At 60.1% G+C, this 26,400-nt stretch carries 14 protein-coding genes and 16 pseudogenes; 15 read left to right on the top strand and 15 right to left on the bottom strand.

The features are described from left to right. Positions 1-17: 17 nt before the first annotated feature. From pspD to tyrR, 4 genes and pseudogenes are all read left to right on the top strand, one after another. Positions 18-263, top strand: a complete 246-nt coding sequence (gene pspD, locus EIO60_RS02105; RefSeq protein WP_258575781.1) for a phage shock protein PspD — start codon at positions 18-20, stop codon at positions 261-263. Then, positions 247-1,641, top strand: a pseudogene (locus EIO60_RS02100) (YcjX family GTP-binding protein). The gene pspD and the pseudogene EIO60_RS02100 overlap by 17 nt, the downstream one beginning before the upstream one ends. Next, a pseudogene (locus EIO60_RS02095) lies at positions 1,638-2,607 on the top strand (TIGR01620 family protein). Before EIO60_RS02100 ends, EIO60_RS02095 begins: the two co-directional pseudogenes overlap by 4 nt. A gap of 121 nt (positions 2,608-2,728) precedes the next feature. Further along, positions 2,729-4,312, top strand: coding sequence for a transcriptional regulator TyrR (gene tyrR / locus EIO60_RS02090; RefSeq protein ID WP_258575780.1), 1,584 nt, complete (start codon positions 2,729-2,731; stop codon positions 4,310-4,312). Positions 4,313-4,333: 21 nt separating this feature from the next. Here tyrR and tpx read toward each other — a convergent pair. Continuing rightward, positions 4,334-4,784: pseudogene (tpx, locus tag EIO60_RS02085) on the bottom strand (thiol peroxidase). Positions 4,785-4,801: 17 nt separating this feature from the next. On the opposite strand from tpx, the pseudogene EIO60_RS02080 reads away from it, so the two are divergent. Further along, positions 4,802-5,249, top strand: a pseudogene (locus EIO60_RS02080) (ABC transporter substrate-binding protein); the annotation flags it as partial. Positions 5,250-5,412: 163 nt separating this feature from the next. Beyond that, a pseudogene (locus EIO60_RS02075) lies at positions 5,413-5,683 on the top strand (putative hemolysin). A gap of 9 nt (positions 5,684-5,692) precedes the next feature. Here EIO60_RS02075 and EIO60_RS02070 read toward each other — a convergent pair. Beyond that, complete coding sequence (locus EIO60_RS02070) at positions 5,693-6,685, bottom strand: 2-hydroxyacid dehydrogenase (RefSeq protein WP_258575779.1); 993 nt, start codon at positions 6,683-6,685, stop codon at positions 5,693-5,695. A gap of 333 nt (positions 6,686-7,018) precedes the next feature. Between EIO60_RS02070 and hrpA the strand changes: the two genes are divergently transcribed. Next, positions 7,019-10,912, top strand: a complete 3,894-nt coding sequence (hrpA, locus tag EIO60_RS02065; protein ID WP_258575778.1) for an ATP-dependent RNA helicase HrpA — start codon at positions 7,019-7,021, stop codon at positions 10,910-10,912. Positions 10,913-11,123: 211 nt separating this feature from the next. On the opposite strand, the pseudogene EIO60_RS02060 reads toward hrpA, so the two are convergent. The 4 genes and pseudogenes from EIO60_RS02060 to EIO60_RS17200 all read right to left on the bottom strand — a co-directional run bounded on the left by EIO60_RS02060 (position 11,124) and on the right by EIO60_RS17200 (position 14,141). Then, positions 11,124-11,835: pseudogene (locus EIO60_RS02060) on the bottom strand (trypsin-like serine peptidase). Between the two features lie 287 nt (positions 11,836-12,122). Continuing rightward, a pseudogene (locus tag EIO60_RS02055) lies at positions 12,123-12,327 on the bottom strand (hypothetical protein); the annotation flags it as partial. A 138-nt stretch (positions 12,328-12,465) separates the two neighbouring features. Next, positions 12,466-13,729, bottom strand: a pseudogene (locus EIO60_RS02050) (carboxypeptidase M32). 115 nt (positions 13,730-13,844) lie between these two features. After that, positions 13,845-14,141 (bottom strand): ATP-binding protein, encoded by a 297-nt coding sequence (locus EIO60_RS17200; RefSeq protein WP_508278730.1) that lies wholly within the window; start codon positions 14,139-14,141, stop codon positions 13,845-13,847. Positions 14,142-14,314: 173 nt separating this feature from the next. Between EIO60_RS17200 and EIO60_RS02035 the strand changes: the two are divergent. After that, positions 14,315-14,619, top strand: a pseudogene (locus EIO60_RS02035) (hypothetical protein). Here the strand turns inward: EIO60_RS02035 and EIO60_RS02030 are convergent. Both EIO60_RS02030 and ydgH read right to left on the bottom strand, forming a co-directional pair. Continuing rightward, a pseudogene (locus EIO60_RS02030) lies at positions 14,616-15,692 on the bottom strand (amino acid permease). The pseudogenes EIO60_RS02035 and EIO60_RS02030 sit on opposite strands and share 4 nt — an antisense overlap. A gap of 183 nt (positions 15,693-15,875) precedes the next feature. Beyond that, positions 15,876-16,819: pseudogene (gene ydgH, locus EIO60_RS02025) on the bottom strand (DUF1471 family protein YdgH). Positions 16,820-17,346: 527 nt separating this feature from the next. Here ydgH and pntA point away from each other — a divergent pair. Beyond that, the gene (gene pntA / locus EIO60_RS02020; RefSeq protein WP_258575777.1) at positions 17,347-18,879 is read left to right on the top strand and encodes a Re/Si-specific NAD(P)(+) transhydrogenase subunit alpha; all 1,533 of its coding nucleotides are present in this window, start codon (positions 17,347-17,349) and stop codon (positions 18,877-18,879) included. A gap of 3 nt (positions 18,880-18,882) precedes the next feature. Next, complete coding sequence (gene pntB / locus EIO60_RS02015) at positions 18,883-20,271, top strand: Re/Si-specific NAD(P)(+) transhydrogenase subunit beta (protein ID WP_258575776.1); 1,389 nt, start codon at positions 18,883-18,885, stop codon at positions 20,269-20,271. A 45-nt stretch (positions 20,272-20,316) separates the two neighbouring features. On the opposite strand, the gene uspE is transcribed toward pntB, so the two are convergent. Together uspE and EIO60_RS02005 are read right to left on the bottom strand one after the other, a co-directional pair. Continuing rightward, entirely contained in the window at positions 20,317-21,273 is a 957-nt protein-coding gene (gene uspE / locus EIO60_RS02010) for a universal stress protein UspE (protein ID WP_258575775.1), read from the bottom strand. Between the two features lie 173 nt (positions 21,274-21,446). Beyond that, positions 21,447-21,901: pseudogene (locus EIO60_RS02005) on the bottom strand (helix-turn-helix domain-containing protein); the annotation flags it as partial. 153 nt (positions 21,902-22,054) lie between these two features. Between EIO60_RS02005 and EIO60_RS16435 the strand changes: the two are divergent. Further along, positions 22,055-22,237, top strand: a complete 183-nt coding sequence (locus tag EIO60_RS16435; protein ID WP_374058104.1) for a Smr/MutS family protein — start codon at positions 22,055-22,057, stop codon at positions 22,235-22,237. On the opposite strand, the gene EIO60_RS01995 is transcribed toward EIO60_RS16435, so the two are convergent. After that, positions 22,234-23,154, bottom strand: coding sequence for a LysR substrate-binding domain-containing protein (locus tag EIO60_RS01995; RefSeq protein WP_258575774.1), 921 nt, complete (start codon positions 23,152-23,154; stop codon positions 22,234-22,236). The genes EIO60_RS16435 and EIO60_RS01995 overlap by 4 nt on opposite strands. A gap of 125 nt (positions 23,155-23,279) precedes the next feature. Here EIO60_RS01995 and EIO60_RS01990 point away from each other — a divergent pair, with 125 nt between their 5' ends. The 3 genes and pseudogenes from EIO60_RS01990 to EIO60_RS01980 all read left to right on the top strand — a co-directional run. Then, the gene (locus EIO60_RS01990) at positions 23,280-23,441 is read left to right on the top strand and encodes a hypothetical protein (protein WP_374058103.1); all 162 of its coding nucleotides are present in this window, start codon (positions 23,280-23,282) and stop codon (positions 23,439-23,441) included. A gap of 135 nt (positions 23,442-23,576) precedes the next feature. Then, positions 23,577-24,782, top strand: a complete 1,206-nt coding sequence (gene mlc / locus EIO60_RS01985) for a sugar metabolism global transcriptional regulator Mlc (RefSeq protein WP_258575773.1) — start codon at positions 23,577-23,579, stop codon at positions 24,780-24,782. Positions 24,783-24,815: 33 nt separating this feature from the next. After that, positions 24,816-25,175: pseudogene (locus EIO60_RS01980) on the top strand (solute carrier family 23 protein); the annotation flags it as partial. A gap of 180 nt (positions 25,176-25,355) precedes the next feature. Here the strand turns inward: EIO60_RS01980 and EIO60_RS01975 are convergent. The 3 genes and pseudogenes from EIO60_RS01975 to EIO60_RS01965 form a co-directional block, all read right to left on the bottom strand. Next, positions 25,356-25,442, bottom strand: a pseudogene (locus tag EIO60_RS01975) (CBS domain-containing protein); the annotation flags it as partial. Between the two features lie 154 nt (positions 25,443-25,596). Further along, positions 25,597-25,707: pseudogene (locus EIO60_RS17050) on the bottom strand (DUF1161 domain-containing protein); the annotation flags it as partial. A 49-nt stretch (positions 25,708-25,756) separates the two neighbouring features. Next, positions 25,757-26,032 (bottom strand): DUF1283 family protein, encoded by a 276-nt coding sequence (locus EIO60_RS01965; RefSeq protein WP_258575772.1) that lies wholly within the window; start codon positions 26,030-26,032, stop codon positions 25,757-25,759. A 149-nt stretch (positions 26,033-26,181) separates the two neighbouring features. Here EIO60_RS01965 and EIO60_RS01960 point away from each other — a divergent pair, with 149 nt between their 5' ends. Next, the gene (locus EIO60_RS01960; RefSeq protein WP_374058102.1) at positions 26,182-26,349 is read left to right on the top strand and encodes a YnfA family protein; all 168 of its coding nucleotides are present in this window, start codon (positions 26,182-26,184) and stop codon (positions 26,347-26,349) included. Here EIO60_RS01960 and EIO60_RS01955 read toward each other — a convergent pair. Beyond that, positions 26,309-26,398 (bottom strand): annotated as a pseudogene (locus EIO60_RS01955) (TetR family transcriptional regulator); the annotation flags it as partial. The gene EIO60_RS01960 and the pseudogene EIO60_RS01955 overlap by 41 nt on opposite strands. Positions 26,399-26,400: the final 2 nt, after the last annotated feature.

Below are 26,400 nucleotides of genomic sequence, written 5' to 3'. Positions count from 1 at the left end.
TCAACCGGAGGTTTACTTTGTCATATTCACGTACGTCCGCCTTTCGCCGCCGCGCGACCCCCGCGTTGAAGTCGGTCAGGAAATTCATCATTATCAATGCCGTGAGTTACGGGCCTGCCGGCCTGACCGGCTGGGTGGTAAAATCTGTTGCACATCGTCCTCTGCGCATTCTGCTTTCCCTGGCGCTGGAGCCGCTGCTGCAGCGCGTCATGAAGCGGGCGGCAGCGCGCTTCATCAGGGAAAAAGATGATAAACAAGTCTGAACTACTCTCAATACTTAACCGCGGTGCAGATCGCCATCTGCGCCTGGCGGTCACCGGGCTGAGCCGCAGCGGCAAACCCGCCTTTATCACCTCGCTGGTTAATCAACTGCTGAAAGTGCACAGCGGCTCGCGGCTGCCGCTCTTTTCCGTGGCGCGCGACGGGCGCCTGCTGGGCGTCAAGCGTATCCCGCAGCGCGATATGGGCACGGCGCGTTTTACCTATGACTAGGGGCTGGCGCAGCTTTACGGTACGCCGCCCGCCTGGCCGACCCCGACGCGCGGCATCAGCGAAATGCGACTGGCGCTGAGCTACTGCTCGCAGGAGTCGATGCTGCGCAACTTCCGGGAAAGCGCGACGCTCTATCTGGAAATTGTTGACTATCCCGACGAATGGTTGCTCGATCTGCCGATGCTGGCACAAGGAGTATCTCGACTGGTCGCGGCAGATGCTGAGCCTGCTGCAGGGCGATCGCGCGCAGTGGGGCACAGCCGTGGCGCGCGCTATGCGCTGACCTCGATCCGTTTGCGCCCGCCGACGAAAATCGGCTGGCCAAGATCACTGCCGCCTGGACCGACTATCTGCACCGCTGCAAAGTGGAGGGGCTGCACTTTATCCAGCCGGGCCGCTTTGTGCTGCCGGGTGAGATGGCGGGCGCGCCGGCGCTGCAGTTTTCCCCCTGGCCCCTCGCTGACGAAGCGGCGCGCGGCAGGCTGGCGCAGGCGGACAAGGGCAGCAACTTCACGATGCTGCAGCAGCGCTACCGCTACTACTTCAGCACGTGGTGAAGATTTTTACCGCAATCACTTTCTGCGCTTCGATCGCCAGATCGTGCTGGTGGACTGTCTGCAGCCGCTCAATAGCAGCCCGCAGGCGTTCAACGATATGCGGCTGGCGCTGACCCAGCTGATGCTAAGCTTCCACTACGGCCAGCGCACGCTGTTCCGCCGTCTCTTTTCCCCGCTCATCGATAAGCTGCTGTTCGCCGTCACCAAAGCGGACCACATCACGGCGGATCAGCATGCCAATATGGTGTCGCTGCTTCAGCAGCTGGTGCAGGGCGCGTGGCAAAACGCGGCGTTCAAAGGCATCAGCATGGAGTGTATCGGGCTGGCGTCGGTGCAGGCCACGCAGAGCGGACTGGTGGATCACCGCGGCGAAAAAATCCCGGCGCTACGCGGCGAGCGGTTGGCGGACGGTGAGGCGCTGACTTTCTACCCAGGCGAGGTGCTGCCGCGCCTGCCGGGCCACACCTTCTGGCAGCAGCAGAGCTTTCAGTTTGAACAGTTCCGGCCGCGTCCGCTGAAAATCGATCGTCCTCTGCCACATATCCGTATGGACGCCGCGCTGGAATTTTTATTAGGAGACAAGCTGCGATGAACAATGAAAACCTGAAGCCGCGCATCGATTTCGCGCGACAGCTGGAGACGCCGTGCGAAGAGACGCTGCGCCCGGCGCAGGCGTTCAACGCCGACGCGCAGCAGGCCTTTCTCGCCGCTGAGGAAGGGCGCGGGCGATCAGGCGCTGCGGCCGAAGCGCAGCCTGTGGCGCAAGCTGGTGGGCGCCGGGCGTGGCGCTGTTTGTCGCCAGCGCGGTGGCAAACAGCGTGCAGTGGGTTTGGAACGCCTGGCTGGCGCGCGACTGGTTCGCGCTCGGCAGCGGCGCGGCGGGCGGCCTGATCGTCGTCGCGCTAGTCAGTGAATGGCGGCATCTGTGGAAGCTGCGCGCCCGCGCGGAAACGCGCGATCTGGGCCGCGCGCTGCTGCACAGCCACAGCGTGGGCTAGGGCCGCCCCTTCTGCGAAAAGCTGGCGCAGCAGGCCGGCATCGATCAGGCGCACCCGGCGCTGCAGCGCTGGCACGCCTCGCTGCACGAGACGCAGAATGACTGCGAGACCGTCAGGCTCTATGCGCAGCTGGTGCAGCCGGTGCAGGAACGCCTGGCGCGGCTGAAATTAGCCGCCACGCGGTGGAGTCGACGCTGATGATCGCCGTCAGCCCGCAGGCCTGCATCTGGTCAACCGCATCGCGGCCATCTACGGCATCGAGCTGGGCTATTTCAGCCGGCTGCGTCTGTCCCGGCTGGTGCTGCTCAATATGGCGTTCGCAGGCACGTCGGAGCTGGTGCGCGAGGTCGCAGGACATCTTGGCGCGGCTCTCCGCCCGCGCCGCGCAGGGTATCGGCGCCGGGCTGCTGACGGCGCGGCTAGGCGTAAAGGCGATGGAGCCGTGCCGGCCGCTGCCGTGACTGGAGAACGACAAGCCGCGCCTCGGCGACTTCTGGCGCGATCTGGTGACGAAGCTGAAAGAGACGCTGCCCAAAGGTGGCGTCAAGCGCGAAAGCTAAGCGCTTCTCCCTTCCGGTGCGCCGCTGTCTAGTTGGCGCACCATTCGCTGAACAAACCCTTCAGACCGGCCGCAAGTTGGCATATTATCTCCAGATTCTTTACCTGACTAAGGCCATTGCCATGAGTCTTGAAGTCTTTTGCCAGGACCGCATCGGTCTGGCGCGCGAGTTACTCGATCTGTTAGTGGCCCGTAATATCGATTTACGCGGCATTGAAATCGCGGCGCTGGGCCGTATCTACCTCAACTTCTCCTCCGCGCTTGAATTTGACCAGTTCAGCAGCCTGATGGCTGAGATCCGCCGCACCCCGGGCGTCACCGACGTGCGCACCGTCGCCTATATGCCGTCGGAGTGCGAGCATCGCGCCCTGAGAGCGCTGCTGGTGGCGATGCCGGAGCCGGTATTCTCCGTGGATTTTAAAAGCAAGGTCGAGCTTGCTAACCCGGCGGCGCTCAACCTGTTTGACCTCGACGAGCAGAAGATCCGCAACTACAGCGCCGGCAACCTGATCGCTGGCTTTAACTTCCAGCGCTGGCTGGAGAGCGATCGCGTCGAGGCGCAGGCGCAGCACGTGGTGATCGACGGCCGCGATTTTCTGATGGAGGCGCGGCCAATCTACCTCACCGCCGATGAGGGCGCTGGCGACCAGCCGGTCGGCGCGATGGTGATGCTGAAATCCACCGCCCGCATGGGACGCCAGCTGCAAAACCTGATCGTCACCGACGAGTCGGAGTTCGACCATATCGTGGCGGTGACGCTGAAAATGCGTCATGTAATCGATCAGGCGCGCAAGCTGGCGATGCACGACGCGCCGCTGCTGATCGTTGGCGATACCGGAACCGGCAAAGATATGCTGGCGCGTGCCTGCCATCTGCGCAGCGCACGCGGCAAAAAGCCCTTCCTGGCGCTGAACTGCGCCTCGCTGCCGGATGACGTGGCGGAAAGCGAGCTGTTTGGCCACGCCGCGGGCGCCTATCTAAACGCGCTGGAGGGCAAAAAGGGCTTCTTCGAGCAGGCCAACGGCGGTTCGGTACTGCTGGATGAGATTGGCGAGATGTCGCCGCGCATGCAGACCAAGCTGCTGCGCTTTCTCAACGACGGCACCTTCCGCCGCGTCGGTGAGGAGCATGAGGTGCACGTCGACGTGCGCGTCATCTGCGCCACGCAGAAGAACCTGATCGAGCTGGTGCAGCGCGGCGAATTCCGCGAAGATCTGTTTTACCGCCTCAACGTTCTGACGCTGCATCTGCCGCCGCTGCGCGAGCGTCCGCAGGATATCCTGCCGCTTACGGAGATGTTTGTGGCGCGCTTCGCCGACGAGCAGGGCATTCCGCGTCCGCGCCTGTCGCCGCAGCTCAACGCATTTCTTACCCGCTACAGCTGGCCCGGCAACGTGCGGCAGCTGAAAAACGCGCTCTATCGCGCGCTGACGCAGCTGGAAGGGTATGAGCTGCGGCCGCAGGATATCGTGCTACCGGAGCAGGCGCTGGACGCCTCGCTGGGCGAGGAGGCGATGGAGGGCACGCTTGACGAGATCACCAGCCGCTTCGAGCGCTCGGTGCTGACTCGTCTCTACCTATCCTATCCCAGCACGCGCAAGCTGGCGAAGCGGCTAGGCGTCTCCCATACGGCGATCGCCAACAAGCTGCGCGAGTATGGCCTGGGACAGAAGCGCGGGGAACAGGGCGAAAAGAGCGGCGGCTGAGTCGCGCCGCCGCGGTAAACATCACTTCAGTACAGCCAGTGCGGCATCGTAATCCGGCTCGGTGGTGATCTCATCCACCAGCTGGCTGTACAGCACCTTATCCTGCTCATCCAGCACCACCACCGCGCGCGCCGCGATCTCCACGCCATAATCCTGTTTGAATTCCGCGCCGCGCAGGGTCGACAGCGTGACGACGTTGTTCAGGTTATCGGCGCCGCAGAAGCGCGACTGAGCGAACGGCATGATCGGCGGAAATGCACAGCACTACCGTATTGTTCAGATCGCTGGCCAGCTGGTTAACGCGGCGCACCAAGGCGGCGCAGACGCCGGTATCGATGCTTGGAAAATCAGAGAGCGGCAGATCGGCGAGGTTTTTCGCCACCAGCTAAAAGGGTTTTGCCTGCTCGCCCGCCAGGGAGAAGTGACCTGCAACCTCGACCGGGTTGCCCTGAAAATGAACGGTGTGCGACATAGCGATTCCTTAAGCTTGAGCAGCATAGCCAGCAGGAGCTGAACGTGCAGGCGAAGGCGCTGCTGACCGCTGCGGCTGACGCTGCTCTACAACACCTCGGAAAGCCACAAGAAGATCGCCGTCGCCGTGGCGTCTATGTGGAAGAAGAACCTCGGCGTAGAGGTCAAGCTGCAAAACCAGGAGTGGAAAACCTATATTGACAGCCGCAACAGCGGCAATTTCGACGTGATCCGCGCCTCCTGGGTTGGGAACTACAACGAGCCGTCGATATTCCTCAGCCTGCTCACCAGCGGCAACAGCAGCAATATCGCCCGCTTCAGCAACGCCGACTATGACGCGGCGCTGGCTCAGGCCAGCCGCGAAACCCAAGCGGAGGCGCACAACAGTGACTACAACAAAGCGGAACAGATCCTGACGGAGCAGGCGCCGATCGCGCCGATCCAGTACACCAACGGCCGTCTGATTTAGCCGTGGGTCAAAGGCTATCCCATCTCCGTTAAACAAGATAATTCCGCTTGCAAAGTGTGGGAGAGAATTTTATAAAAACTTGTGTCACCTCTCAACCCTCCGCAGCGGCTGCCTTATGCTTGACTAGCCTCTAACCCCTGACATTATCAGAGTCCGACTGATAAAAGCCGCCCCCTTTCTGCTGGCCGGTGCCGCACTGCTGCTCGCCGCCTGCAGCAGCAACAGCGATAACGAGCCGCCGCAACAAGCCACCGCTGCCCATATTTTTTCAGCCGCACATGGTGATGTCATCGCTGGCGGAAAGCAACTGCGCCGGCGGCACGCTCGCCTTTTCTTACCGGCTGGACGGTTCACGCATCAGCATGTGCCAGCTGGCTAACGGACGCCGCTGCGACGAGCAGGCGTTGATCGGCGGTCGCTGCGCCCGTTAAGCCATCAGGCTAGACCGACAGCTGATTCGGGCACGCTTCGCCGTGCTCCAGCTGGTTCAGGTTCGACAGGGTCGTTTCTGAAATGGCCGTCAGCGCCTCGGCGGTCAAAAACGCCTGATGGCCGGTAAACAGCACATTGTGACAGGCGGAGAGCCTACGAAACACATCGTCCGGAATCACGTCATTCGACTTGTCTTCAAAAAACAGGTCGCGCTCATTTTCATACACGTCCATGCCGAGCGAGCCGATTTTTTGCTGCTTCAGCGCTTCGATAGCGGCCTGCGAATCGATCAGGCCGCCGCGGCTGGTGTTGATAATCATCACCCCGTCTCGCATCTGGCTAAAGGCGGCCGCATTCAGCATGTAGTGATTTTCCGGCGTCAGCGGGCAGTGCAGCGTGATCACGTGCGACTCGGCGAACAGGGTCTTCAGATCGACATATTCCGCGCCCAGCGCCAGCGCCTGCTCGCTCAGGTAGGGATCGAACGCCAGCAGCCGCATGCCAAAGCCTTTCAGAATGCGCATTGTCGCCACCCCGATGTTGCCGGTGCCGACCACGCCCGCCGCTTTGCCATGCATATTGAAGCCGGTTAAGCCGTCGAGCGAGAAGTTGGCGTCGCGCGTGCGCTGATAGGCACGATGAATGCGGCGGTTAAGGGTCATCATCAGCCCCACCGTATGCTCGGCTACCGCTTCCGGCGAGTAGGCAGGCACGCGCACTACCTTCAGCCCCAGCTCCTCGGTGACAGCAAAATCGACGTTGTTGAAGCCGGCACAGCGCAGCGCGATATACTTCACGCCCAGCGCCGCCAGCTCCTCCAGCACCGGGCGGCTGCCGTCATCATTGACGAAGATGCAGACGGCGTCGCAGTCGACGGCGTTTTTGGCCGTCGCCTCGGTCAGCAGAAAATCGAAATAGACCATCTCGAGGCGGTAGCCCTCGTTGACGTGGTCGAGATACTTCCGGTCGTAGTGTTTGGTGCTGTAAACCGCAATTTTCATCGTTACGCTCCTGCATTCGGGTATCCACACAGCATAACGGTTAATAGTCTGTTTTGCCGCAGTCGGCGGCGCGCCTTCAACTCTTGCCGATTACGTGCCATCATCACTGTCAGGATAAGGATGTTATACTCTATGACGTTCATCGCTGGGGTTAAAGCGCAATATTTCGAGAGTGATATTCGAATTTCTTGAATAAGCGTGGAATGCAAGGCGCAGGCGAACAGGCGGAAATGTGTTAACCTTGCACAAGACAATTTGTAGAATCAGCCGGTTAACCCGGCTTCGGGACGCTGCACCGTGTAGCGGATCCGTCTAAGAAGGTACTTCACGACTATGTCATCACCGGCTTCCTCCGCTTTCGAGTCGCTCTGGCCGCGACTCGACAATCTGATGCTGTGCGACCGCCAGCACCTGCAACGCCTCCTGCAGGGCGCGGCCCGGGTGAAGGATCCCGCCGCCCAGCAGAGCATCGCCGACGAACTCAGCCAGGAGATCGCCGCGGCCGAACAGCGCGTCGCCGCGCGTGCCGCCGCGACGCCGCGCATCACCTTTCCCGACAATCTGCCGGTCAGCCAGAAGCAGCAGCAGATCGCCGATGCGATCCGCGATCATCAGGTTGTGATCGTCGCCGGCGAAACCGGCTCGGGCAAAACCACCCAGCTGCCGAAAATCTGCCTGACGCTGGGGCGCGGGGTAAAAAGGCTGATCGGCCATACCCAGCCGCGTCGACTGGCGGCGCGCACCGTTGCCAATCGCATCGCCGACGAGCTGGACACCTCGCTCGGCGGCTGCATCGGCTACAAGGTGCGCTTCAACGATCAGGTCAGCGACAGCACCCAGGTCAAGCTAATGACCGACGGTATTCTGCTGGCGGAAATCCAGCAGGATCGCCTGCTGCTGCAGTATGACACCATCATTATCGATGAGGCGCACGAGCGCAGCCTCAATATCGACTTTCTGCTCGGCTACCTGCGCGAGCTACTGCCGCGCCGGCCCGATCTGAAAATCATCATTACCTCAGCGACCATCGATCCGCAGCGCTTTTCGCGCCACTTCCACAACGCGCCGGTGATTGAGGTATCCGGCCGCACCTATCCGGTGGAGGTACGCTATCGTCCGGTGGTGGAAGAGGCGGACGACAGTGAGCGCGATCAGCTGCAGGCGATTTTCGACGCGGTGGATGAGCTGGGCGACGAAGGGCGTGGCGATATCCTGATCTTTATGAGCAGCGAGCGCGAAATTCACGACACCGCCGATGCGCTAATGAAGCGCGATCTGCCGCATACGGAGATCCTGCCGCTCTACGCGCGTCTGTCGAACGCCGAGCAGAACCGCGTATTCCAGCCGCACAGCGGCCGCCGTATCGTGCTAGCTACCAATGTGGCGGAAACGTCGCTGACCGTGCCAGGCATCAAATACGTGATCGACCCCGGCACCGCGCGCATCAGCCGCTACAGCTACCGCACCAAGGTGCAGAGGCTGCCGATTGAGCCGATTTCGCAGGCCTCGGCCAACCAGCGCAAAGGGCGCTGTGGCCGCGTGTCGGAAGGGATCTGTATTCGCCTCTATTCTGAGGATGACTTCCTCAGCCGCCCGGAATTTACCGACCCGGAGATACTACGCACCAACCTAGCGTCGGTGATCCTGCAGATGACCGCGCTGGGGCTGGGCGATATCGCCGCATTCCCCTTTGTCGAGGCGCCCGACAGGCGCAATATCCAAGACAGCGTGCGCCTGCTGGAGGAGCTGGGCGCGCTGACGCTCAACGAGGAGAGCGGGCACTACAAACTGACCGGCGCAGGACGTCAGCTGGCGCAGCTGCCGGTGGATCCGCGCCTAGCGCGCATGGTGCTGGAGGCGCCTAAGTTCGGCTGCGTGCGCGAGGTGATGATTATCGCCGCCGCGCTCTCGGTCCAGGATCCGCGCGAGCGTCCGGTAGAGAAACAGCAGGCCGCCGATGAAAAACATCGCCGCTTCGCCGATAAAGAGTCCGATTTTCTCGCGTTCGTCAACCTGTGGAACTATCTGGGCGAGCAGCAGAAGGCGCTGTCGGGCAACCAGTTTCGCCGCCAGTGTAAGAGCGATTACCTCAACTATCTGCGGGTGCGCGAGTGGCAGGATATCTATACCCAGCTGCGTCAGGTCGTGCGCGAGCTGGGCATTCCGGTCAACAGCGAACCGGCGGGCTTCCGCGAGGTGCACTGCGCGCTGCTGACCGGCCTGCTGTCGCATATCGGCCTTAAGAATGCGGAGAAGCAGGAGTTCACCGGCGCGCGCAACGCCCGCTTCGCCATTTTCCCCGGCTCCGGGCTGTTTAAAAAGCCGCCCAGATGGACCATGGTGGCCGAGCTGGTGGAAACCAGCCGTCTGTGGGGGCGCATCGCGGCGCGCATCGATCCGGAGTGGATCGAGCCGCTGGCGCAGCATCTGATCAAGCGCAGCTACAGCGAGCCGCACTGGGAGAAAAGCCAGGGCGCGGTGATGGCGCAGGAGAAGGTGACGCTGTACGGGCTGCCGATCGTCGCGGCGCGCAAGGTTTACTACGGCAGCATCGACCCCACGCTGAGCCGCGAGCTGTTTATCCGCCATGCGCTGGTGGAGAACGACTGGCAGACGCGCCACGCCTTTTTCCGCAACAACCAGAAGCTGCGCAGTGAAGTCGAGGATCTGGAGCATAAATCGCGCCGCCGCGACATTCTGGTGGACGATGAGACGCTGTTCGCCTTCTACGACCAGCGTGTCGGGCAGGAGGTTGTGTCGGCGAAGCATTTCGACAGCTGGTGGAAGCGGGCGAGCCGCGACAACCCCGATCTGCTGAGCTTCGACAAGCAGATTCTGATTAAGGCGGGCGCCGAAAAGGTCAGCCAGCTCGACTACCCCAACTTCTGGCATCAGGGCAACCTCAAGCTGAAGCTGAGCTACCAGTTCGAGCCGGGGGCGGACGCCGACGGCGTTACGGTGCATATTCCGCTGCCGCTGCTCAATCAGGTAGAAGACCAGGGCTTTGAGTGGCAGATCCCCGGCGTGCGCCGCGAGCTGATCATTGCGCTGATCAAGTTGCTGCCGAAGCTGCTGCGCCGTCATCTGGTGCCGGCACCCAACTATGCCGAAGCCTTTTTAGGCCGCGTCACTGCTATGGATATGCCGCTGCTGGACGCGATGGCGAAAGAGTTTCGCCGCATGACCGGCGTGACGCTGGATCGCGAGGACTGGCAGTGGGAACAGGTGCCCGATCACCTGAAAATGACCTTCCGCGTGCTGGATGAAAACAACCGCAAGCTGAAAGAGGGCAAAGACCTCAGCGCGCTGAAAGCGGAGCTGAAGGGCAAGGTGCAGGAGACGCTGTCAAAGGTTGCGGAAGACGGGCTGGAGCAGAGCGGTCTAAATATCTGGAGCTTCGGCGAACTGCCGCGCAGCTACGAGCAGAAGCGCGGCAGCTATCAGATCAAGGCCTGGCCGGCGCTGGTGGACGAAAAGGACAGCGTCGCCATCCGGCTGTTCGACAGCGAACAGGAGCAGCAGAAAATGATGTGGCGCGGCCAGCGCCGGCTGCTGCTACTTAACATTCCCTCGCCGATTAAATATCTGCACGAAAAGCTGCCGAACAAGGCGAAGCTCGGCCTCTATTTTAACCCCTACAGCAAGGTGCTGGAGCTGATCGACGACTGCATCGCCTGCGGTGTCGACAAGCTGATGGTAGAGGCGGGCGGGCCCGCCTGGCAGCAGGAGAATTTCGAGCAGCTGCGCGAGAAGGTGCGTACCGAGCTGAACGACACCGTGGTGGAGATAGCAAAACAGGTCGAGCAGATCCTGACGGTAGTGTTCAACATCAACAAGCGGCTGAAGGGGCGCGTTGATATGACCATGGCGCTGGCGCTCGCCGACATCAAGGCGCAGATGAGCGGGCTGGTCTATCGCGGCTTCGTAACCGGCAACGGCTGGAAGCGTCTGGGCGACACGCTACGCTATCTGCACGGCATCGAACGCCGTCTGGAAAAACTGCCGGTGGATCCACATAGCGACCGCGCACGCATGCTGAAGGTGAAGGTGGTCGAGCAGGCGTGGCGCAACAAGCTGCCGCCGCAGCGTCAGGATGACGAAGAGGTGCGCGAGATCCGCTGGATGATCGAGGAGCTGCGCATTAGCTACTTCGCGCAGCAGCTGGGCACCCTGTATGCGGTCTCGGACAAGCGCATCCTGAAGGCGATAGAGCAGGTGGAGGCGTAACCGCAAACCAAAGGCAAAAGCCGCAGCCAGAACACTACGGTTTTTTTGGGCGGCGCGCCGCTTGCCCTTCAGCTTCGGCGTAGCGCCTCTCCGGCAGGCGCCTGCGCGGCGGCTTTTCCGCGCCGCTCGCCGCGACGTAAGACGTTATGCCGCTGACCAAAAGGCGCGGTCGATCGCTCAACCGCCCCTGTTCATTTTCCTTGCGCACGCCTTACTGCGCCAGCGCTTCCAGCCGGTCGCGAAAGGAGGTGACGGCGATGGCGCGGTTATCCGCCAGATAACGATCTTTCGCCTCTGGCGCGGAGCTTTGCACTGCAATCAGCTGCCAGACGTTGGCATTTTTCAGCAGCAGCGGCGAGCCGCTGTCACCCGGCAGCGTGTCGCACTGATGCAATAGCGTCGCTGTGCGTTCCGGGTAGCCCGCCTGAGTGACCTTGCGGCCCGCCTCTTTCCGCGCGGAGGTCAGGTCGCTGCGCGAGCCGTCGAACAGCGGAATCGGGTTAATGGCGGAAGGGGGATTGCGCAGGATCACCAGCCCGTAGTCATAGGGCGCGGCGTCGCTCGGCACGATCCAGCCTTCGCCGTCCGCCTTCAGGCGGCGCGCGCGTCAATATCGTGGATTTCATAACGCTAGCCGCTGTCGCTGGCCATAGAGCGCAGCGCCACCGGCTTGTCGAAAGTTGCCGGGCGGCGTCAGCGCCAGATGGGCGGAGATCAGCGTCGCGGTGCAGAGTTACCGCTCTCAATTCTCAGCTGGCCAATGGCATCCAGGGCGCAGCAGTTATCTCGCTGATCGCTTTGCGGTGATCTTTGCCGAAGAAAAGCGTTTTAATCTCAGTGGGATTCGGCGCATCGTCGTCATCGGCCTAGGCCAGAGTGGTGCAACAAAGTAATCCAGTCAACAGCAAAATAGCCAGGCGCATAGGTCTCTCAATGGCGAGATTTAAGAAGAGGTTGTTGCCATCATGCTTGCGCAATAACTATAGTCGGTGAGCGGTAAAAAAGAGAGTTTTATTGGGATAATCAGCACGCTACAACGACTAAATAAAAAAGCAGGCAGCGACGATGCTGCACAGGATCATCACCAGTAAGATAATTCAAAAGCGATAGCGACGCACCATTTCCGCAACTCCAGTAACGAAACACCCGGCATAACAGGTTGTTTTTATTAATCAACGCGTCTTAAGGCGCAGGCGCGCGACCTTAATTATTTTGCAGCGGCTTTTTTAGCTACTTTGTGGTGCTTTTTAGCCGCCTGCACTTTTCTGCGCAGCTTTGTGTTTTTTGTGTGCGGTTTTGTGCGTGGTTTTCGCTGGCGCAGCGGTGGTGTCAGCGGCGAAAGCAACAGAAGAGAGAGCCATAGCAGCGGCGATGACCAGTGCAAACAATTTTTTCGTTGCAAATTCCTCGAACATATTTTCATGTGTAGCCCACTGCGGGGCCGGTGAACAGACTATTATGTAAAGCGAGGTTCACTTTCCGTGGGTGATTTGTATCGGCGTGTAACAGATTGTACAAACAGGGAAAAGGCGTCCGCGCGGGCCGCCCAGCGGTCAGCCCTGCAAGTAGCGCTGCTCAAGGTGCTGGCGGAAGTAGCGCGGGTTAAGTGCCTCGCCGGTGGCATTGATCAGCAGCTTTTCGGTCGGGAAGTGGCTGCCGTGCTGCAGACGCTCACTGAGATCCGGCAGCGCCTTTTTCACCGCCAGGAACAGCCGCGCCGCGTACATGGCGCCCAGCGTGTAGGTGGGGAAATAGCCAAAGGCGCCGTCGGTCCAGTGAATATCCTGCATGCAGCCGTTGCGGTAGTTGCCGCGCGTGTCAATGCCCAGCGCACGCTGCATCTTCTTATTCCCACAGCGCCGGAATATCCTCGATCTCGAAGCGCAGGATCACGTGCGCCGGATAGCTCAGCTCATCGGCGTCGACGCGGATAAAGCCGGGCTGCACGCGCTGCGTCAGGCGCACAAAGTTATCAGCCTGCAGCGCGGGCTGGTCGCCCAGCGTCGCCGTGACCTGCGGCAGAATGCGCTGCAGGAACTCGCGGCTGCGGCCCAGTTGCATCTCCATAAACAGGCTCTGCGACTCGTGGATCGAGGTGGAGCACGCCAGTCCCGCCGGCTGGCTGTGCCACTGCTCCGGCAGCCCCTGCTCGCAGCGCGCGTGGCCGGTTTCATGGATCAAGCCCATCAGCGCGCTGAGAAACTCTTGCTGGTTATAGCGTGTGGTGATGCGCACATCTTCCGGCACGCCGCCGCAGAAGGGATGGGCGATAACGTCGAGGCGGCCGTGGCGGAAGTCAAAGCCCAGCGTCTCCATCACGCTCAGGCCCAGCTCGCGCTGCGCGTGATCCGGGAAGGGGCCTTTGGGCTGCTCGGTTTTTTCCCGCGCCTGTTTTGCGACCACCTGCTGAAGCAGATCGGGCAGCCAGCTTTTCAGCTCGCCGAAGGTTTCATCCAGCCTCGCGCTGGTCATGCCCGACTTGTAGAGATCCAGCAGCGCGTCGTAGCGCGAGGTGCCGGCTGCCTCGGCGCGCAGCTGCGCCTCTTCGCGGCTCAGGCACACCACCTCTTTCAGGTTAGCGGCGAAGCCCTGCCAGTCGTTGGCGGGACGCTGTTCGCGCCAAGCATGCTCGCAGCGTGAACCAGCCAGCGATTTCGCATCCACCAGCGAGACGGGCAGCAGTGACGCCTGTCGCCACGCGCGCGCTATCTCCTGCAGGTTGGCGCGCTCTACGTCGTTGAGGTCAGTTTGCTTCGCCTCGGCAATCAGCTCACTGATGCGCGCATCGGTGATAATTTCATGGCGCAGCACGCCCATCTCCGCCAGCGCGGCCCCGCGCGCCTAGCTGCTGCCGGCGGGCATCATGGTCTGCATGTCCCAGCCGGCGATCGCCATCAGATGGCCAAAGTGCGAGAGGCGCTGAAAGGTGGCGCTAGGAAGCGTCGCGCAAGGGTAAATCAACCGGCCAGCAAAAGCGAACGCTGGCGCCGCCCAGCGGTCTGCTCTCGATAGTCGCGTGGCCGCCCAGCGCCTGCGCCACGGAGTGGACGATGGCCAGCCCCAGGCTGCAGCCGCCGGTGGCGCGATCGAGCTCTTTGCCGTCTTTGCCCGGCAGCATGATGTCCAGCATCACCAGGTCTGGCTGTTCGGCGGCAATCACCGCTTCGGCGCGGTCGCCCCGCGTCTCGATGGCTTCGGGTTCATCTTTAACAAAAACAATTTTGTTCATATATCCACTGCGACTAATGAGCCTAGCGAGCAGCATAGCTTTTCCCGATCGGAAGCTCTACGCTACCGCACGAAATATCCTTACGTCACTGGTATCTGCACGGCAAACTGTGCCATCATTGTTTATGTGTAAGCAAGGTTATGAACCGTAATGAAAAACAGGGGAGAGTGAGGATGTCTGATAAAGAGCTGGCTTCAGCCGTATACAGTGACCGCATCTGCTTCAACTACAGTGATTTTCTCTCCGCCTCCTGTAAAAACGCTGGAGTTTCATCGACGCCATCTACGGCGTGATGCCGATTTTTGGCATGGTGACGCGCAAATCCTCCGCCCGCAGTCCACCGACAAGCAACGACCGCCTGCCGTATCCGCTCTCCAGCCAGCAGTTGGACGCCATTCATCAGGAATACCGCAAGCCGCTGGATCTGACACAGCAGGATGACCTGCTGTGCACTGTGATCTCAGGCCAGCCCCACTAAGCCATTAGCTGCCACATCGCTGGCAGCGACGCCGCCATCAACAACACAATCGCCACGCGCTCCAGCTGGGTCAGCGCGATGTCGCTTCGCCTGCCGCGACGCGCGAACAGGAACAGCAGCAGGCCAAGCGCATAGAGCACCACCGACATCAGCAGATGCAACGGGCCGGAGGCGTAGAGCAGCCACAGGCCGTACAGGCTGGCGCCCAGGCCGACGGCCAGTGCTAGCGGCTTGCCCTGACCGCGCGTCAGCTTCACCAGATAGAGGCCCTCCAGCAGATAGGGCACGAGGATCATCTCCGATGGTCAACAGGGTGTTGTAGTCGGCGTGAGTCAACGCGATCAGAATCAGGCAGATCTGCACGCTGCAGTTGGTGAGCCACAGTTACACCGCAGGCGCGCTGCTGCGCGGCGATAAAGCTCTTCCGCGGCCATAATTGTCCAGCTGAGGTAGGCGCCGCATACCGAGACGATCAGGCCGCCGGCGATCACCGCATCGCCCCAATGGTCCATCAGGCGCGTCATCAGGCCCGCTATTGACGGATTACGCATCTGCGCCAGCTCGGCGCATGGCACGATGCCCAGCGACAGCAGCGGCAGCAGCGGCACCAGTTTGTCCAACGTCGCCAGCAGGTTGATGCTGGCCGCGCAGCACGAGGAGATGCACCAGCCACAGCAGCACCGATGCACCGAGCATCGCCTGCCAGGTAACACCACGTGACCCGGCGAGTCGGTGAAAAAGCTCAGCGCGGAGAAGACGATCACCAGATAGGAGACGTTAGCGATAACTGCGCACAGCCAGCAGCCCCAGGCGGAGCAGAAGCCGACCAGCTTGCCAAAGCCGGCACGCGCATAGGTAAAGATCCCGCCGTCCAGCTCGGGCTTGAGCCGGGTCAGCAGCAGCATCACCAGCGCCAGAAAGACAATGCCGACGCCGGTAATGACCCAGCCAATCAGCAGCACGGCGGGACCGGCGACCGCCGCCATGTCCTGCGGCAGGCTGAACACGCCAACGCCCAGCATTGAGCTAAGTACCAGCGCGGTGAGCGCGCTGAGGCCTAATTTTTTCTCCAAAGTTGCTGGATTATGTTCTGAGCGACGAATTTAACCGCACTATTTTACTTTTATATGACGCATTCGCTTAAAAGCAGGGCGCAGATTCTACGGAGTGCGAAAAGGGATGGCAATGCGTGGTTATGCAAAATTGTGAAGGGATGATGCAAACAGCAGGGCGGCAGGCGCCGCCCTGAAGCGAGATTATTTGAAAAGATCGGCGGTGACGGTGAGGTTCCCGCCGCTCTGGTTCTGCCACTGACGGGTGACGTGATAGTACTTCGCGCCTTTGTCCGCGGCGTGCTTGGCCACCTCTTCGGAGATTTCAGTCGGGGTGCCGAAGTGGCCGTTAAAGGTCACTGTGTCAAACGACTGCATTTGCGCGGCGGTGATGGAGTTCACTTCCTGAATCGATTTTCCGTTCGCCAGATTGACCGTATAACGCTTGCCGGTTGAGGTCTGCGTCTCGAAGAAGCGACCCACATTGTTGCTTAGGGTCTCTAACGAGGCGACGCCCGGGATCTCAACGCGTTTGGCCGCTTCGCCGCCCGCTACCAGCGCCGCTTTGCCCGCGTCGGAATCCGCCGGGATCAGATTCGGGCTCTGCACCTGGCGCGCCTTCGCGTCCGCTTTATAGACATAGGCGGTGACGTACTGGTTGCCGCCGTTATTGGCGTTGACCTGACGCACGATATAGAAGGCGGCAGCGCCTTTCTCTTTCGCGGCCTTGCTGATGGCGTCATTGACGTCCAGCTGGCTGGCGAAGAAGCCGCTGGCGCTAACGGCCTCGAAAGGCTCGAGGCGACAGGCTTCCGCTTTCGGCAGCTCTTTCACGCCGTTGATGACGCGGTAGGTGTCGTCATCATGGGCTTTCGGCGCGTCTGCTTTGTAGAGGTCGGCCGTGACGCGCCAGTTTCCGCTGTTGCCGTTGCTGTCGTTGTGTAGTAAGAGGCCGCGCCCAGCTCATCCGCACGCTCCGACACGGCTTCTGCCGCATCGCCAATAGCATTGAAGCGACCGGTGACGTTAATAAGTTCGAATGGTTTCAGCTCGGCCGCTTTTTCCGGCGTCAGTTCCTGCGCGGCAAATGCGTTGGCCACCAGCAGTGGTAACAAGGTTGACGCCAGAATGGTGTTCTTAAGCTTCATAAAAATGATCCTTCGCCTTACGCAAAATGAGTACGAAAACGTGCTGGACTCTTGATGTATAACAGATTAGCCGCTGATTATTGCCTGTTATAAACAGGCTGTCGCAGCAAATTTATGCGACAAAACGCTGGAAATTGACAGCGAAATTCATTACGGCGTCATACGCATTTGCTAAGCTGTTTATTTATAAGCGTTATCTGTAAATCTGGTCACTCTTAGTGTTAAATAGTTAATCTATTGTTAAATAAAGGTCTTTGTTGACAGGATATGCGCCGTGATACGATGCTACCCAGCGGAATATCGCATGATATTTCTAATATCGCGCGGCTTTTGTTATTTGACGCTGAATAATCGCATGAATGTCATAAGCAGAGGTTCTGACTGTAGATCGCTGTTCATATTTTCAGTAGGTTATAAATACTTTGATAAAAGTGCATTTCGTTCATAAGCGCCTGAAATCCTGTTTGGGGCGCTGTGCCGTTATGCAGTCGACAGGCCATCATCCTTAACCGATGAAAGGGAAGAATATGTTAATTGGAATACCCAAAGAGCGATTGCCCAACGAGACGCGCGTCGCCGCGACGCCCAAGACCGTCGAGCAGCTAATCAAACAGGGTTTTAGAGTGACCGTTGAGCATGACGCGGGCAAAGGTGCCAGCTTCGATGACGAAAGTTTTGTCGCCGTCGGCGCCAGCCTCAGCGACAGCCAGCAGGTCTGGCAGAGCGACATCGTCATGAAGGTCAACGCACCCGACGAAGAGGAGATCGCTCTGATGCGCGCCGGCAGCACGCTGGTGAGCTTTATCTGGCCCGCGCAAAACGCTGCGCTGCTGGAGAAGCTGGCCGCGCGTCAGGTTACCGTGATGGCGATGGACGCCGTGCCGCGCATCTCGCGCGCGCAGTCGATGGACGCCCTCAGCTCGATGGCCAATATCGCCGGCTATCGCGCCATTGTTGAGGCCGCCCACGAGTTTGGCCGTTTCTTTACCGGACAGATCACCGCTGCGGGCAAAGTGCCGCCGGCGAAGGTGATGGTGATCGGCGCAGGCGTTGCCGGTCTGGCGGCCATCGGTGCGGCGAGCAGCCTGGGTGCCATCGTGCGCGCCTTCGATACCCGCCCGGAGGTCAAAGAGCAGGTGCAGAGCATGGGCGCCGAGTTCCTGGAGCTGGACTTTGACGAGAATGCGGGCAGCGGCGACGGCTACGCGAAGGTGATGTCCGAGGCCTTTATCAAAGCGGAGATGGCGCTGTTCGACGCGCAGGCGAAAGAGGTGGATATCATCGTCACTACCGCGCTGATCCCCGGCAAGCCGGCGCCGAAGCTGATTACCGCCGAGATGGTGGCGAGCATGAAGCCTGGCAGCGTGATCGTCGACCTAGCGGCGCAAACCGGTGGCAACTGCGAGCTGACCGTGGCCGATCGCGTCACCGTGACCGATAACGGCGTGAAGATCATCGGCTATACCGATCTGCCCAGCCGTCTGCCGACCCAATCCTCCCAGCTTTACGGCACCAACTTGGTGAACCTAATGAAGCTGCTGTGCAAAGAGAAGAACGGCGACATCACCATCGATTTCGACGACGTGGTGGTGCGCGGCGTCACGGTGATCCGCGACGGCGAAATCACCTGGCCGGCGCCGCCGATTCAGGTTTCTGCCGCGCCGAAAGCCGCCGCCGCTGCCGCGCAGCCCGTGGTAAAAGAGGCGGCGAAACCCGCGCCGACCTGGTGCAAATACCTGCTGCTGGCGCTGGCGGTGATGCTGTTCGCCTGCCTGGCTAACGTCTCGCCGGCGGAGTTCCTGTCTCACTTCACCGTATTCGCGCTCTCCTGCGTGGTCGGCTACTACGTGGTCTGGAACGTCAGCCACGCGCTGCATACGCCGCTGATGTCGGTCACCAACGCTATCTCCGGCATTATCGTCATCGGCGCGGTGCTGCAGATGGGGCACGGCGACTGGGTCACATTTATTTCATTTATCGCGGTGCTGATTGCCAGCATCAATATTTTCGGTGGCTTCACTGTCACCCAGCGCATGCTGAAAATGTTTCGTAAGGGGTAACAGATGTCTGGCGGATTAGTCACTGCAGCATATATTGTTGCCGCAATTCTCTTTATCTTCAGCTTGGCGGGGCTGTCGAAACATGAGACCTCGAAACAAGGTAATACCTTCGGCATCAGCGGTATGGCGATCGCGCTGCTGGCCACCATTTTCGGCCCCGACAGCGGCAACGTCGTTTGGATTCTGCTGGCGATGGTGATCGGCGGCGCGATTGGCTTGCGTCTGGCGAAAAAGGTCGAAATGACCGAAATGCCTGAGCTGGTGGCCATCCTGCACAGCTTCGTCGGTCTGGCTGCAGTGCTGGTAGGTTTCAACAGCTACATCGATCATGCGCCGGGCCTGCCGACGGTGCTGGAAAATATCCATCTCACCGAGGTGTTCCTCGGCATCTTTATCGGCTTGGTGACCTTTACCGGTTCGGTGGTGGCCTTCGGCAAGCTACGCGGCAAGATTTCGTCGCGCCCGCTGATGCTGCCACATCGTCACAAGCTTAATCTGCTGGCGCTGGTGGTCTCGTTTCTACTGCTGCTGTGGTTTGTGCGCACCGACAGCACCGGCGTGCAGGTGTTCGCACTGCTGCTGATGACGCTAATCGCGCTCGCCTTCGGCTGGCATCTGGTGGCATCTATCGGCGGCGCAGATATGCCGGTGGTAGTATCGATGCTTAACTCCTACTCCGGCTGGGCGGCGGCGGCGGCGGGCTTTATGCTGAGCAACGACCTGCTGATCGTTACCGGCGCGCTGGTGGGATCGTCGGGCGCCATCCTCTCTTACATTATGTGTAAGGCGATGAACCGCTCCTTTATCAGCGTCATCGCCGGCGGCTTTGGCACCGATAGCAGCGCGGGCGGCGAAAGCGAAGAGGCGGGCGAGCATCGGGAAATCAGCGTAGAAGAGACGGCCGAGCTGCTAAAGCACTCCTCCTCGGTGATCATCACCCCGGGCTACGGCATGGCAGTGGCGCAGGCGCAGTATCCGGTGGCGGAGATCACAGATAAGCTGCGCGCGCGCGGCGTTAAAGTGCGCTTCGGCATTCACCCGGTCGCTGGCCGTCTGCCTGGGCACATGAACGTGCTGCTGGCGGAGGCGAAGGTGCCCTATGACGTGGTGCTGGAGATGGATGAGATCAACGATGATTTCGCCGACACCGATACTGTGCTGGTTATCGGCGCCAATGACACCGTTAACCCGGCGGCGCAGGACGATCCGCGCAGCCCTATCGCAGGGATGCCGGTACTGGAGGTGTGGAAGGCGCAGAATGTCATCGTGTTCAAACGCTCAATGAACACTGGCTATGCGGGCGTGCAAAACCCGCTGTTCTTCAAAGAAAATACGCAGATGCTGTTTGGCGATGCGAAAGCCAGCGTTGAGGGCATCCTCAAAGCGCTGTAACGAAGAGGGCGGCCGGGCGGGCCGCCCTTTTTTTCTACTGCAGGATCAATCATCCTCTTCGTCATCATCGTCCAGCGAGACAGGCGATTGAAAATCGTCGGGCTTAATCGCCAGCAGATCGCAGCGTAGATGATCGATAACCTGTTCCGCTGTATTGCCGAGAAACGCAGCAGACAAGCCGGTGCGGCCGATGGTGCCCAGCACCACGATACCGGCGCTGAGCTGGCTGGCGATATCGGGGATCACCTCTTCAGGCAGGCCCTTCGCCACGTGGGTAAACTCTTCGCCGATGGAAAACTTCTGGCGCAGCGCTTTCATAGCCACCAAGTGCTGGCCGCGGATAGCGTCATTATAGACGCTGGGGTCGAAATCGGGCAGTTCAATGGCGATATTAATTGTCGTGATGGGATAGGCGCCTACTAGGTGCACTTTGGTATGGTTCACCATCTCCGCCAGAAGCGTGGTTTCGCGGATCAGCTTCTGGTTGAGCGCGTCATGATGTGGCTCTTCGCTGGCGAGGTTAACGGCTACCACCGCTTTGCCGCCCTCCGGCCAGGGCTGGTCTTTTACCATCCAGATCGGGCAGGGGCATTTGCGCAGCAGATGCCAGTCGGTCGGGGTGAAAATCACCGCCTCCAGCCGATCGTGCTGGTGCGCCATTTTCAGCACCAGGTCGTGCCCGTGCGTCAGCACTTCCTGAATAATCGCCTCGTAAGGGCGGTTGTGCCACACCACCTTGATTTCGATCTCCACGCCCGCTTCCAGATAGGCGCGCGCCTGCTCGCGGATCCATTCGGTGCGCTGGCTGATGACGCCCTGACGCATGGAGGCGCGCTCGTCAGGGGAAAGCAGGGTCGTCATCTCATAGGAGAAGTCGTAGATCGGCAGATAGGCTTTGATTTTGCCGCCGATACGCTGATTGAGGTAAACCGCACGTCGCAGCGCGGGTTGATCGTCTTGCTGAGAGTCGATGGCGACCAGTATATTTTTGTAGCGGGACATAGGGAATTACTCCTTAAACCAACGCGAACTGGTTTAAAGATAACCCAAGTTAAGGGCGGGAAGAAGCGGAAAAGTTGTAGCGGGATCAACAAACTAACAAAAGGCGTGGGCCGGTTAGCATTGCAGAGAGAAGGGTGTATACCTGCAATGCTAACCATTAGGTTGCCAATTATTTAAGCAGCCTGAACGCTCTGACCCGCCAGATCGGCCAGCATGTCGTGGTTTTCAATGGTGATATATTTGCCTTTCACCGCCAGCACGCCCGATTTTTGAAAGCGGCCCAGCAGTCGGCTGATGGTTTCGACCGTTAATCCCAGATAGTTGCCGATATCGCCACGCGTCATGGTGAGGCGGAACTCGCGCTGACCGAAGCGGCGATAGAGATTCCAGATAAAGGCGGCGAGGCGCTCTTCGGCGTTTTTCTTGGATGGAAGCCGGTATCTGTTCGTCGCCCTGTTCGGTGATGGTATAGCTTTTGATGGTGCCAGAGCGGATAGCATAAAGCGACCGCAGATCGTCGCCCGCCTTGAACAGCGTCTGGCCTTTCTGGATCGGTTTTTTTACGCTCGATAATATTGTCGAGCTGATCCAGCTCATGTTCGTTCAGAGTGAAGGGAATGCACAGCTGACAATTTTAACATTTTTCGCGCTGAAGAGAACTCATCCGAGCAGCTTTAGGCTTAAAAGTATAGGGATGTCAGAGCGGGCACGGGATGGCGTTATTGCATCTGGAGAGGCTAAATTGATCTCCAGTCCTGTTTAACCGGCGTGAGAAAATTCCATGAACCTAGACGATGAAGACCTGTTTCGGGATGCCATGGGTGATGTCACACCATTAAAAGACAGTGCCAGCACGCTATGGCTGAAATCACCGTCGGGCAAAGCGCCGCGTCGGACGGAAGAGCTCGCCGCTGAAGAGAATTTGTTAAATAACCGCGAACGCCACGCCAAGCGCAGTCGTTAGCCTAGCGCCTTGCGGATGGTGGCCATCAGGATCTCGGTGCTCAGGCTCAGGGTCGTGCCGGTGCGGGTAATAATTCCCACCGGCTCGCCGGGGCCGGAAGAGCTTATGGGCAGGGCGCAAACCGCATTGTGCGCTAGATCTTCTTTAATGGCGCCGGAAGGCACAAACCACACATAGTCGTAGCGCAGCGCCAGCTGACGCGCCAGCGAGGTAGAGGAGGTTTCGACGCAGTTGCTGGGCAGACGGCAGCCTTGCTCATCCAGCATCTGCTGCGCAATGCGGCGCGGCGCGGTACATTCGGGCGAAATCACCACAGGCCACTGCATGGCGCGGGAAAGCGTGACGTTGTCACTCAAAAGCGGATGCTCCGGCCGCACCACCAGCCTCAGAGACTCTAAAAAAAGCAGTTCATAGGTTAGGCCCGCCATCATTTCGCTGTCGGCCATACGTCCGATGCCGAAATCGAATTCCCCGGCGCGCAGCCCCGCCAGCAGCACGTTGTTGTGCAGTGTTGCGACCTGCACCGTGGTATGCGGCTGCTGCTGATGAAAGCGGTCAAGGATTTGCGGCAGCATGCCCATCGCCGCGGTGGTCAGCGCCCCCAGACGGATGACCATCGGTCGGGTGGAGCTGGGCAGGTTAAAGCTCTGACCCGCATGATTGAGCGCATCGAGCACCTTCACGGCGTGAATCAGAAACTGCTCGCCCATGGTGGTGAGCTGGGCGCCAAGGCGGCCACGCTCGAAAAGCCGGGCGCCGGCCAGCTCTTCCAGCTCGTTAAGGGTTTTCGACAGGGCGGGCTGGGAGAGGCCGAGGGTTTCAGCGGCGCGACCCAGCGTGCCCTGTTGCGCCACCGCAACAAAGGTATGTAAATGGCGCAGACGAATGCGCTGATTGAAAAGGATATTTTTGTCCATAGTGCAAACTTAATGAGTTTTGCCCCGTTACATCAACCAGTAAAGCCCGAATTTGTTAACTTTGCTGCAAAATAAATTTAACAAAAACCGGTTCCTGCGCTTTGCCGCTGAAAAATCACAACATATTGCCGTTTAGCTGCCAGCTGGGGCTGGCGGATGTGGTGTGGCTGCCCCTGGAGGAAGCGGATGCGCAGTCGGAAGTGTGGCTGGTCTGGTCCGGCGAGCGAGAACCGTCGATGCAGATGCGCAATATGATGCAGCTATTGCAGCCCACAGCGGAAAAATAAGGGCAAAGCGTGACCAAAGAGCCTTTTTTATGTGCTGTAAATCACATTTCAAATCAAATATTTGACGCCCAGCCACAAACTGCATCACCATATCCGCTGTTTATTTAGACGCGCGAAAATAACCGGGAGCAGGGCGTGAATCTAGACACTCAGCCTGGCCATATTGACCAAATCAAACAGACTAACGCAGGCGTGGTCTATCGCCTGATCGATCTTCACGGTCCCGTATCGCGTATCGAACTTTCCCGCTTGGCGCAGCTGGCACCCGCCAGCATCACCAAAATCGTACGCGAGATGCTGGATGCGCATCTGGTGCAGGAGACGGAATTTCAGGAGCCGGGCTCACGCGGACGGCCGGCAATCGGTCTGATCCTCGACACCCTCGCCTGGCACTATCTCGCAGTGCGGCTGCACCAGGGCGCGCTGACCCTGACGCTGCGCGATCTCAGCAGCCGTGCACTGGTGGAGGAGCGGCTGCCGCTGCTCGACAAAGCGCAGCAGCCGCTGCTTACCACGCTGGTGGATGAAGTCGACGCTTTTTTTATTCGCCATCAGCGCAGGCTGGAGCGGCTGATGGCCATCGCCATCACGCTGCCCGGCCTGATTAACGCCGCCTCGGGGGTGGTTCACCGGCTGCCCAGTTACCGCGTAGAGAATATGCCGCTGGGTGACACGCTGGCACAGCGCACCGGCCTGCCGGTTTTTGTTCAGCACGACATTTCCGCCTGGACGCTGGCAGAGTCGCTGTTCGGCGCGGCGCGCGGCGCGCAGGATGTCATTCAAATCGTGATTGACGAAACCGTCGGTGCGGGCGTGATCAGCGGCGGTCAGCTGCTGCATAAAAACGGCCGCGCGCTGGTGGCGATTGGCCATACCCAGATCGATCCCTACGGCCAGCAGTGCTACTGCGGCAATCACGGCTGTCTGGAAACTGTCGCCAGCACGGGCAGCCTGCTGGCGCTGGCTGCGCGGCGGCTGGAGACGCGGCCGGAAAGCATACTGCACCAGCAGCCGCTGACGCTGGCGTCGCTCTGCCTCGCCGCTCAGCAGGGCGAGCGGCTGGCGCGCGACGCGATTGCGGGCGTCGGAGAACACGTGGGGCGTATGCTGGCGATGATGGTGAATCTCTTTAATCCGCAGCGCATCCTGATCGGTTCACCGCTCAACCAAGCGGCCGACGTGCTTTATCCCGCCGTGCGCAGCACCATTCGCCAGCAGGCGCTGCCCGCCTACAGCGACGCCCTAGAGCTGACGCCGACGGAATTCAACGAGCCCGGCACGCTGGGCGCGGCGGCGCTGATCAAAGACGCGCTCTACAGCGGCTATCTGCTGCAAGGATAAGCATGACTGAACCTTGCGCTAACGTAAGCTGCCTTCCTGCCGATCGCACTGGTGTCAGAGATCTCCGTGATCGAGACGGCGGGCGATATCACCGCTAACTGCCTGCTGTCGCAGCAGCCGATTAGCGGGCCTTAGTTTCAGCGTCGCCTGCAGGGCGGCATCAGCTGCCTGCTGACGGCGATCTTTTCCGCCTTTCCCAACACCACCTTTGCCCAGAACAACGGCGTCATTCAGATGACCGGCGTGGCGAGCCGCTATGTCGGGATGGTAATTGGCGTCATGCTGGCGCTACTGGGGCTGTTCCCCATATTGGGCGCGCTGATGCAGCAGATCCCGCCGCCGGTGCTGGGGCGCGCGATGCTGGTGATGTTCGGCAGCGTAGTGGCCGCAGGCAGAGGCGGTGCCGGAGGCGCTGAAGCGGCAGGCCACGACGTGCCGCAGGGCAAAACGGCGGGCGGCCAGAAATCTGACGGCGCGGCTTACAAGACGCGCCTGGCGCATTAGGTCTTGCTGCCGGCCCGCGCCCTCTGCGACGCGGACCGCAGCGCTGGTCAGGCAGACGCCGCTGGCCCGTCAGGGATTCAGGCGGCGGCGGGTACGACCGGATCTGAGATAGTCGGCGATATAGTCCTAGGAAATCTCGTCGCTGTAGCGACCGTCAGATAAACACCGCAGTGATGGCGGGCAGCGCGCCGATGCCCTGACCGATCAGCGAAATGGCGGCGATTATCGGTCCGCTCACCGGTGCCTGGCTGGTAGAGCAGTTCAGCTGGCCGCTGACTAGCGCGGGGAACAGCGGGCGGGCAAAAAGGGCGGCGGGGGCGTCCTGCGAGCTGCCCGCGCTGTCTGGCACGCTGCTTTCGTCGCCGCGTGCCACACGTTTATAGACAATTTTCTGCGTGTCATTGCAGTGACCCATAACCTTGCTTATTGAACCTTATTGAACCTTACTGACTATAGCAGCCCGCTAACAATCAGAGGGCTACCGGGCGGCCGGTGCGGCGATCCAGGCAGCGCAGGGTGTTCGGCTCCCAGTAGGCGTTAACGTTGTAGCTCTTCTCGCAGGCGTCGCGGGTGTCGAACGCGCGGTCTGCCTTGTCGAACTCTTTCTCTACGCGGGTATTCACCTTGTTGCGCAGGTTGCGCGTGTCATTCCACTGCTCTTTACTCTGACGCGCCGCTTCGTTGCTGGCGGCGCGAACGCTGCCGGTCAGCAGCGCGGCGATCAGGGTCGGAAATAAGCTTTTCATTGTATTTTCCTTCGGTTGACGTCCGGCGCGTGACGATGGGGAAGGATTACGTCGGACGCGGGTTAGTATATCATCGCGCTTAATTTGCTCACCAGATGTAAGCCGCCTGTTTACCTTACTGTGAGGATGTCGTACTGAGCAAAACCTCGTTGCTCTTTTTTCTGACCGCCGTGGCGGAGATCGTCGGCTGCTTTCTGCCCTGGCTGCGGCTGGTAGATGGCGTCAGGCTGAGCATCTGGGACTGGAGCGGAGCGCTGGTGGCCTTTTGCGGCATGCTGATGAGACTCCCGTGCGCCGCGCAATCTGCGCGATGGTAGCGTCGTTGATCCCCACTTCGTTGATGGTCTCCAGGGTTGCGTCAATCAGTT

The organism is Candidatus Pantoea persica (assembly GCF_013753875.1).
GTDB classification, from domain to species: domain Bacteria; phylum Pseudomonadota; class Gammaproteobacteria; order Enterobacterales; family Enterobacteriaceae; genus Pantoea; species Pantoea persica.
This window is presented reverse-complemented; position numbering and strand designations above follow the sequence as displayed.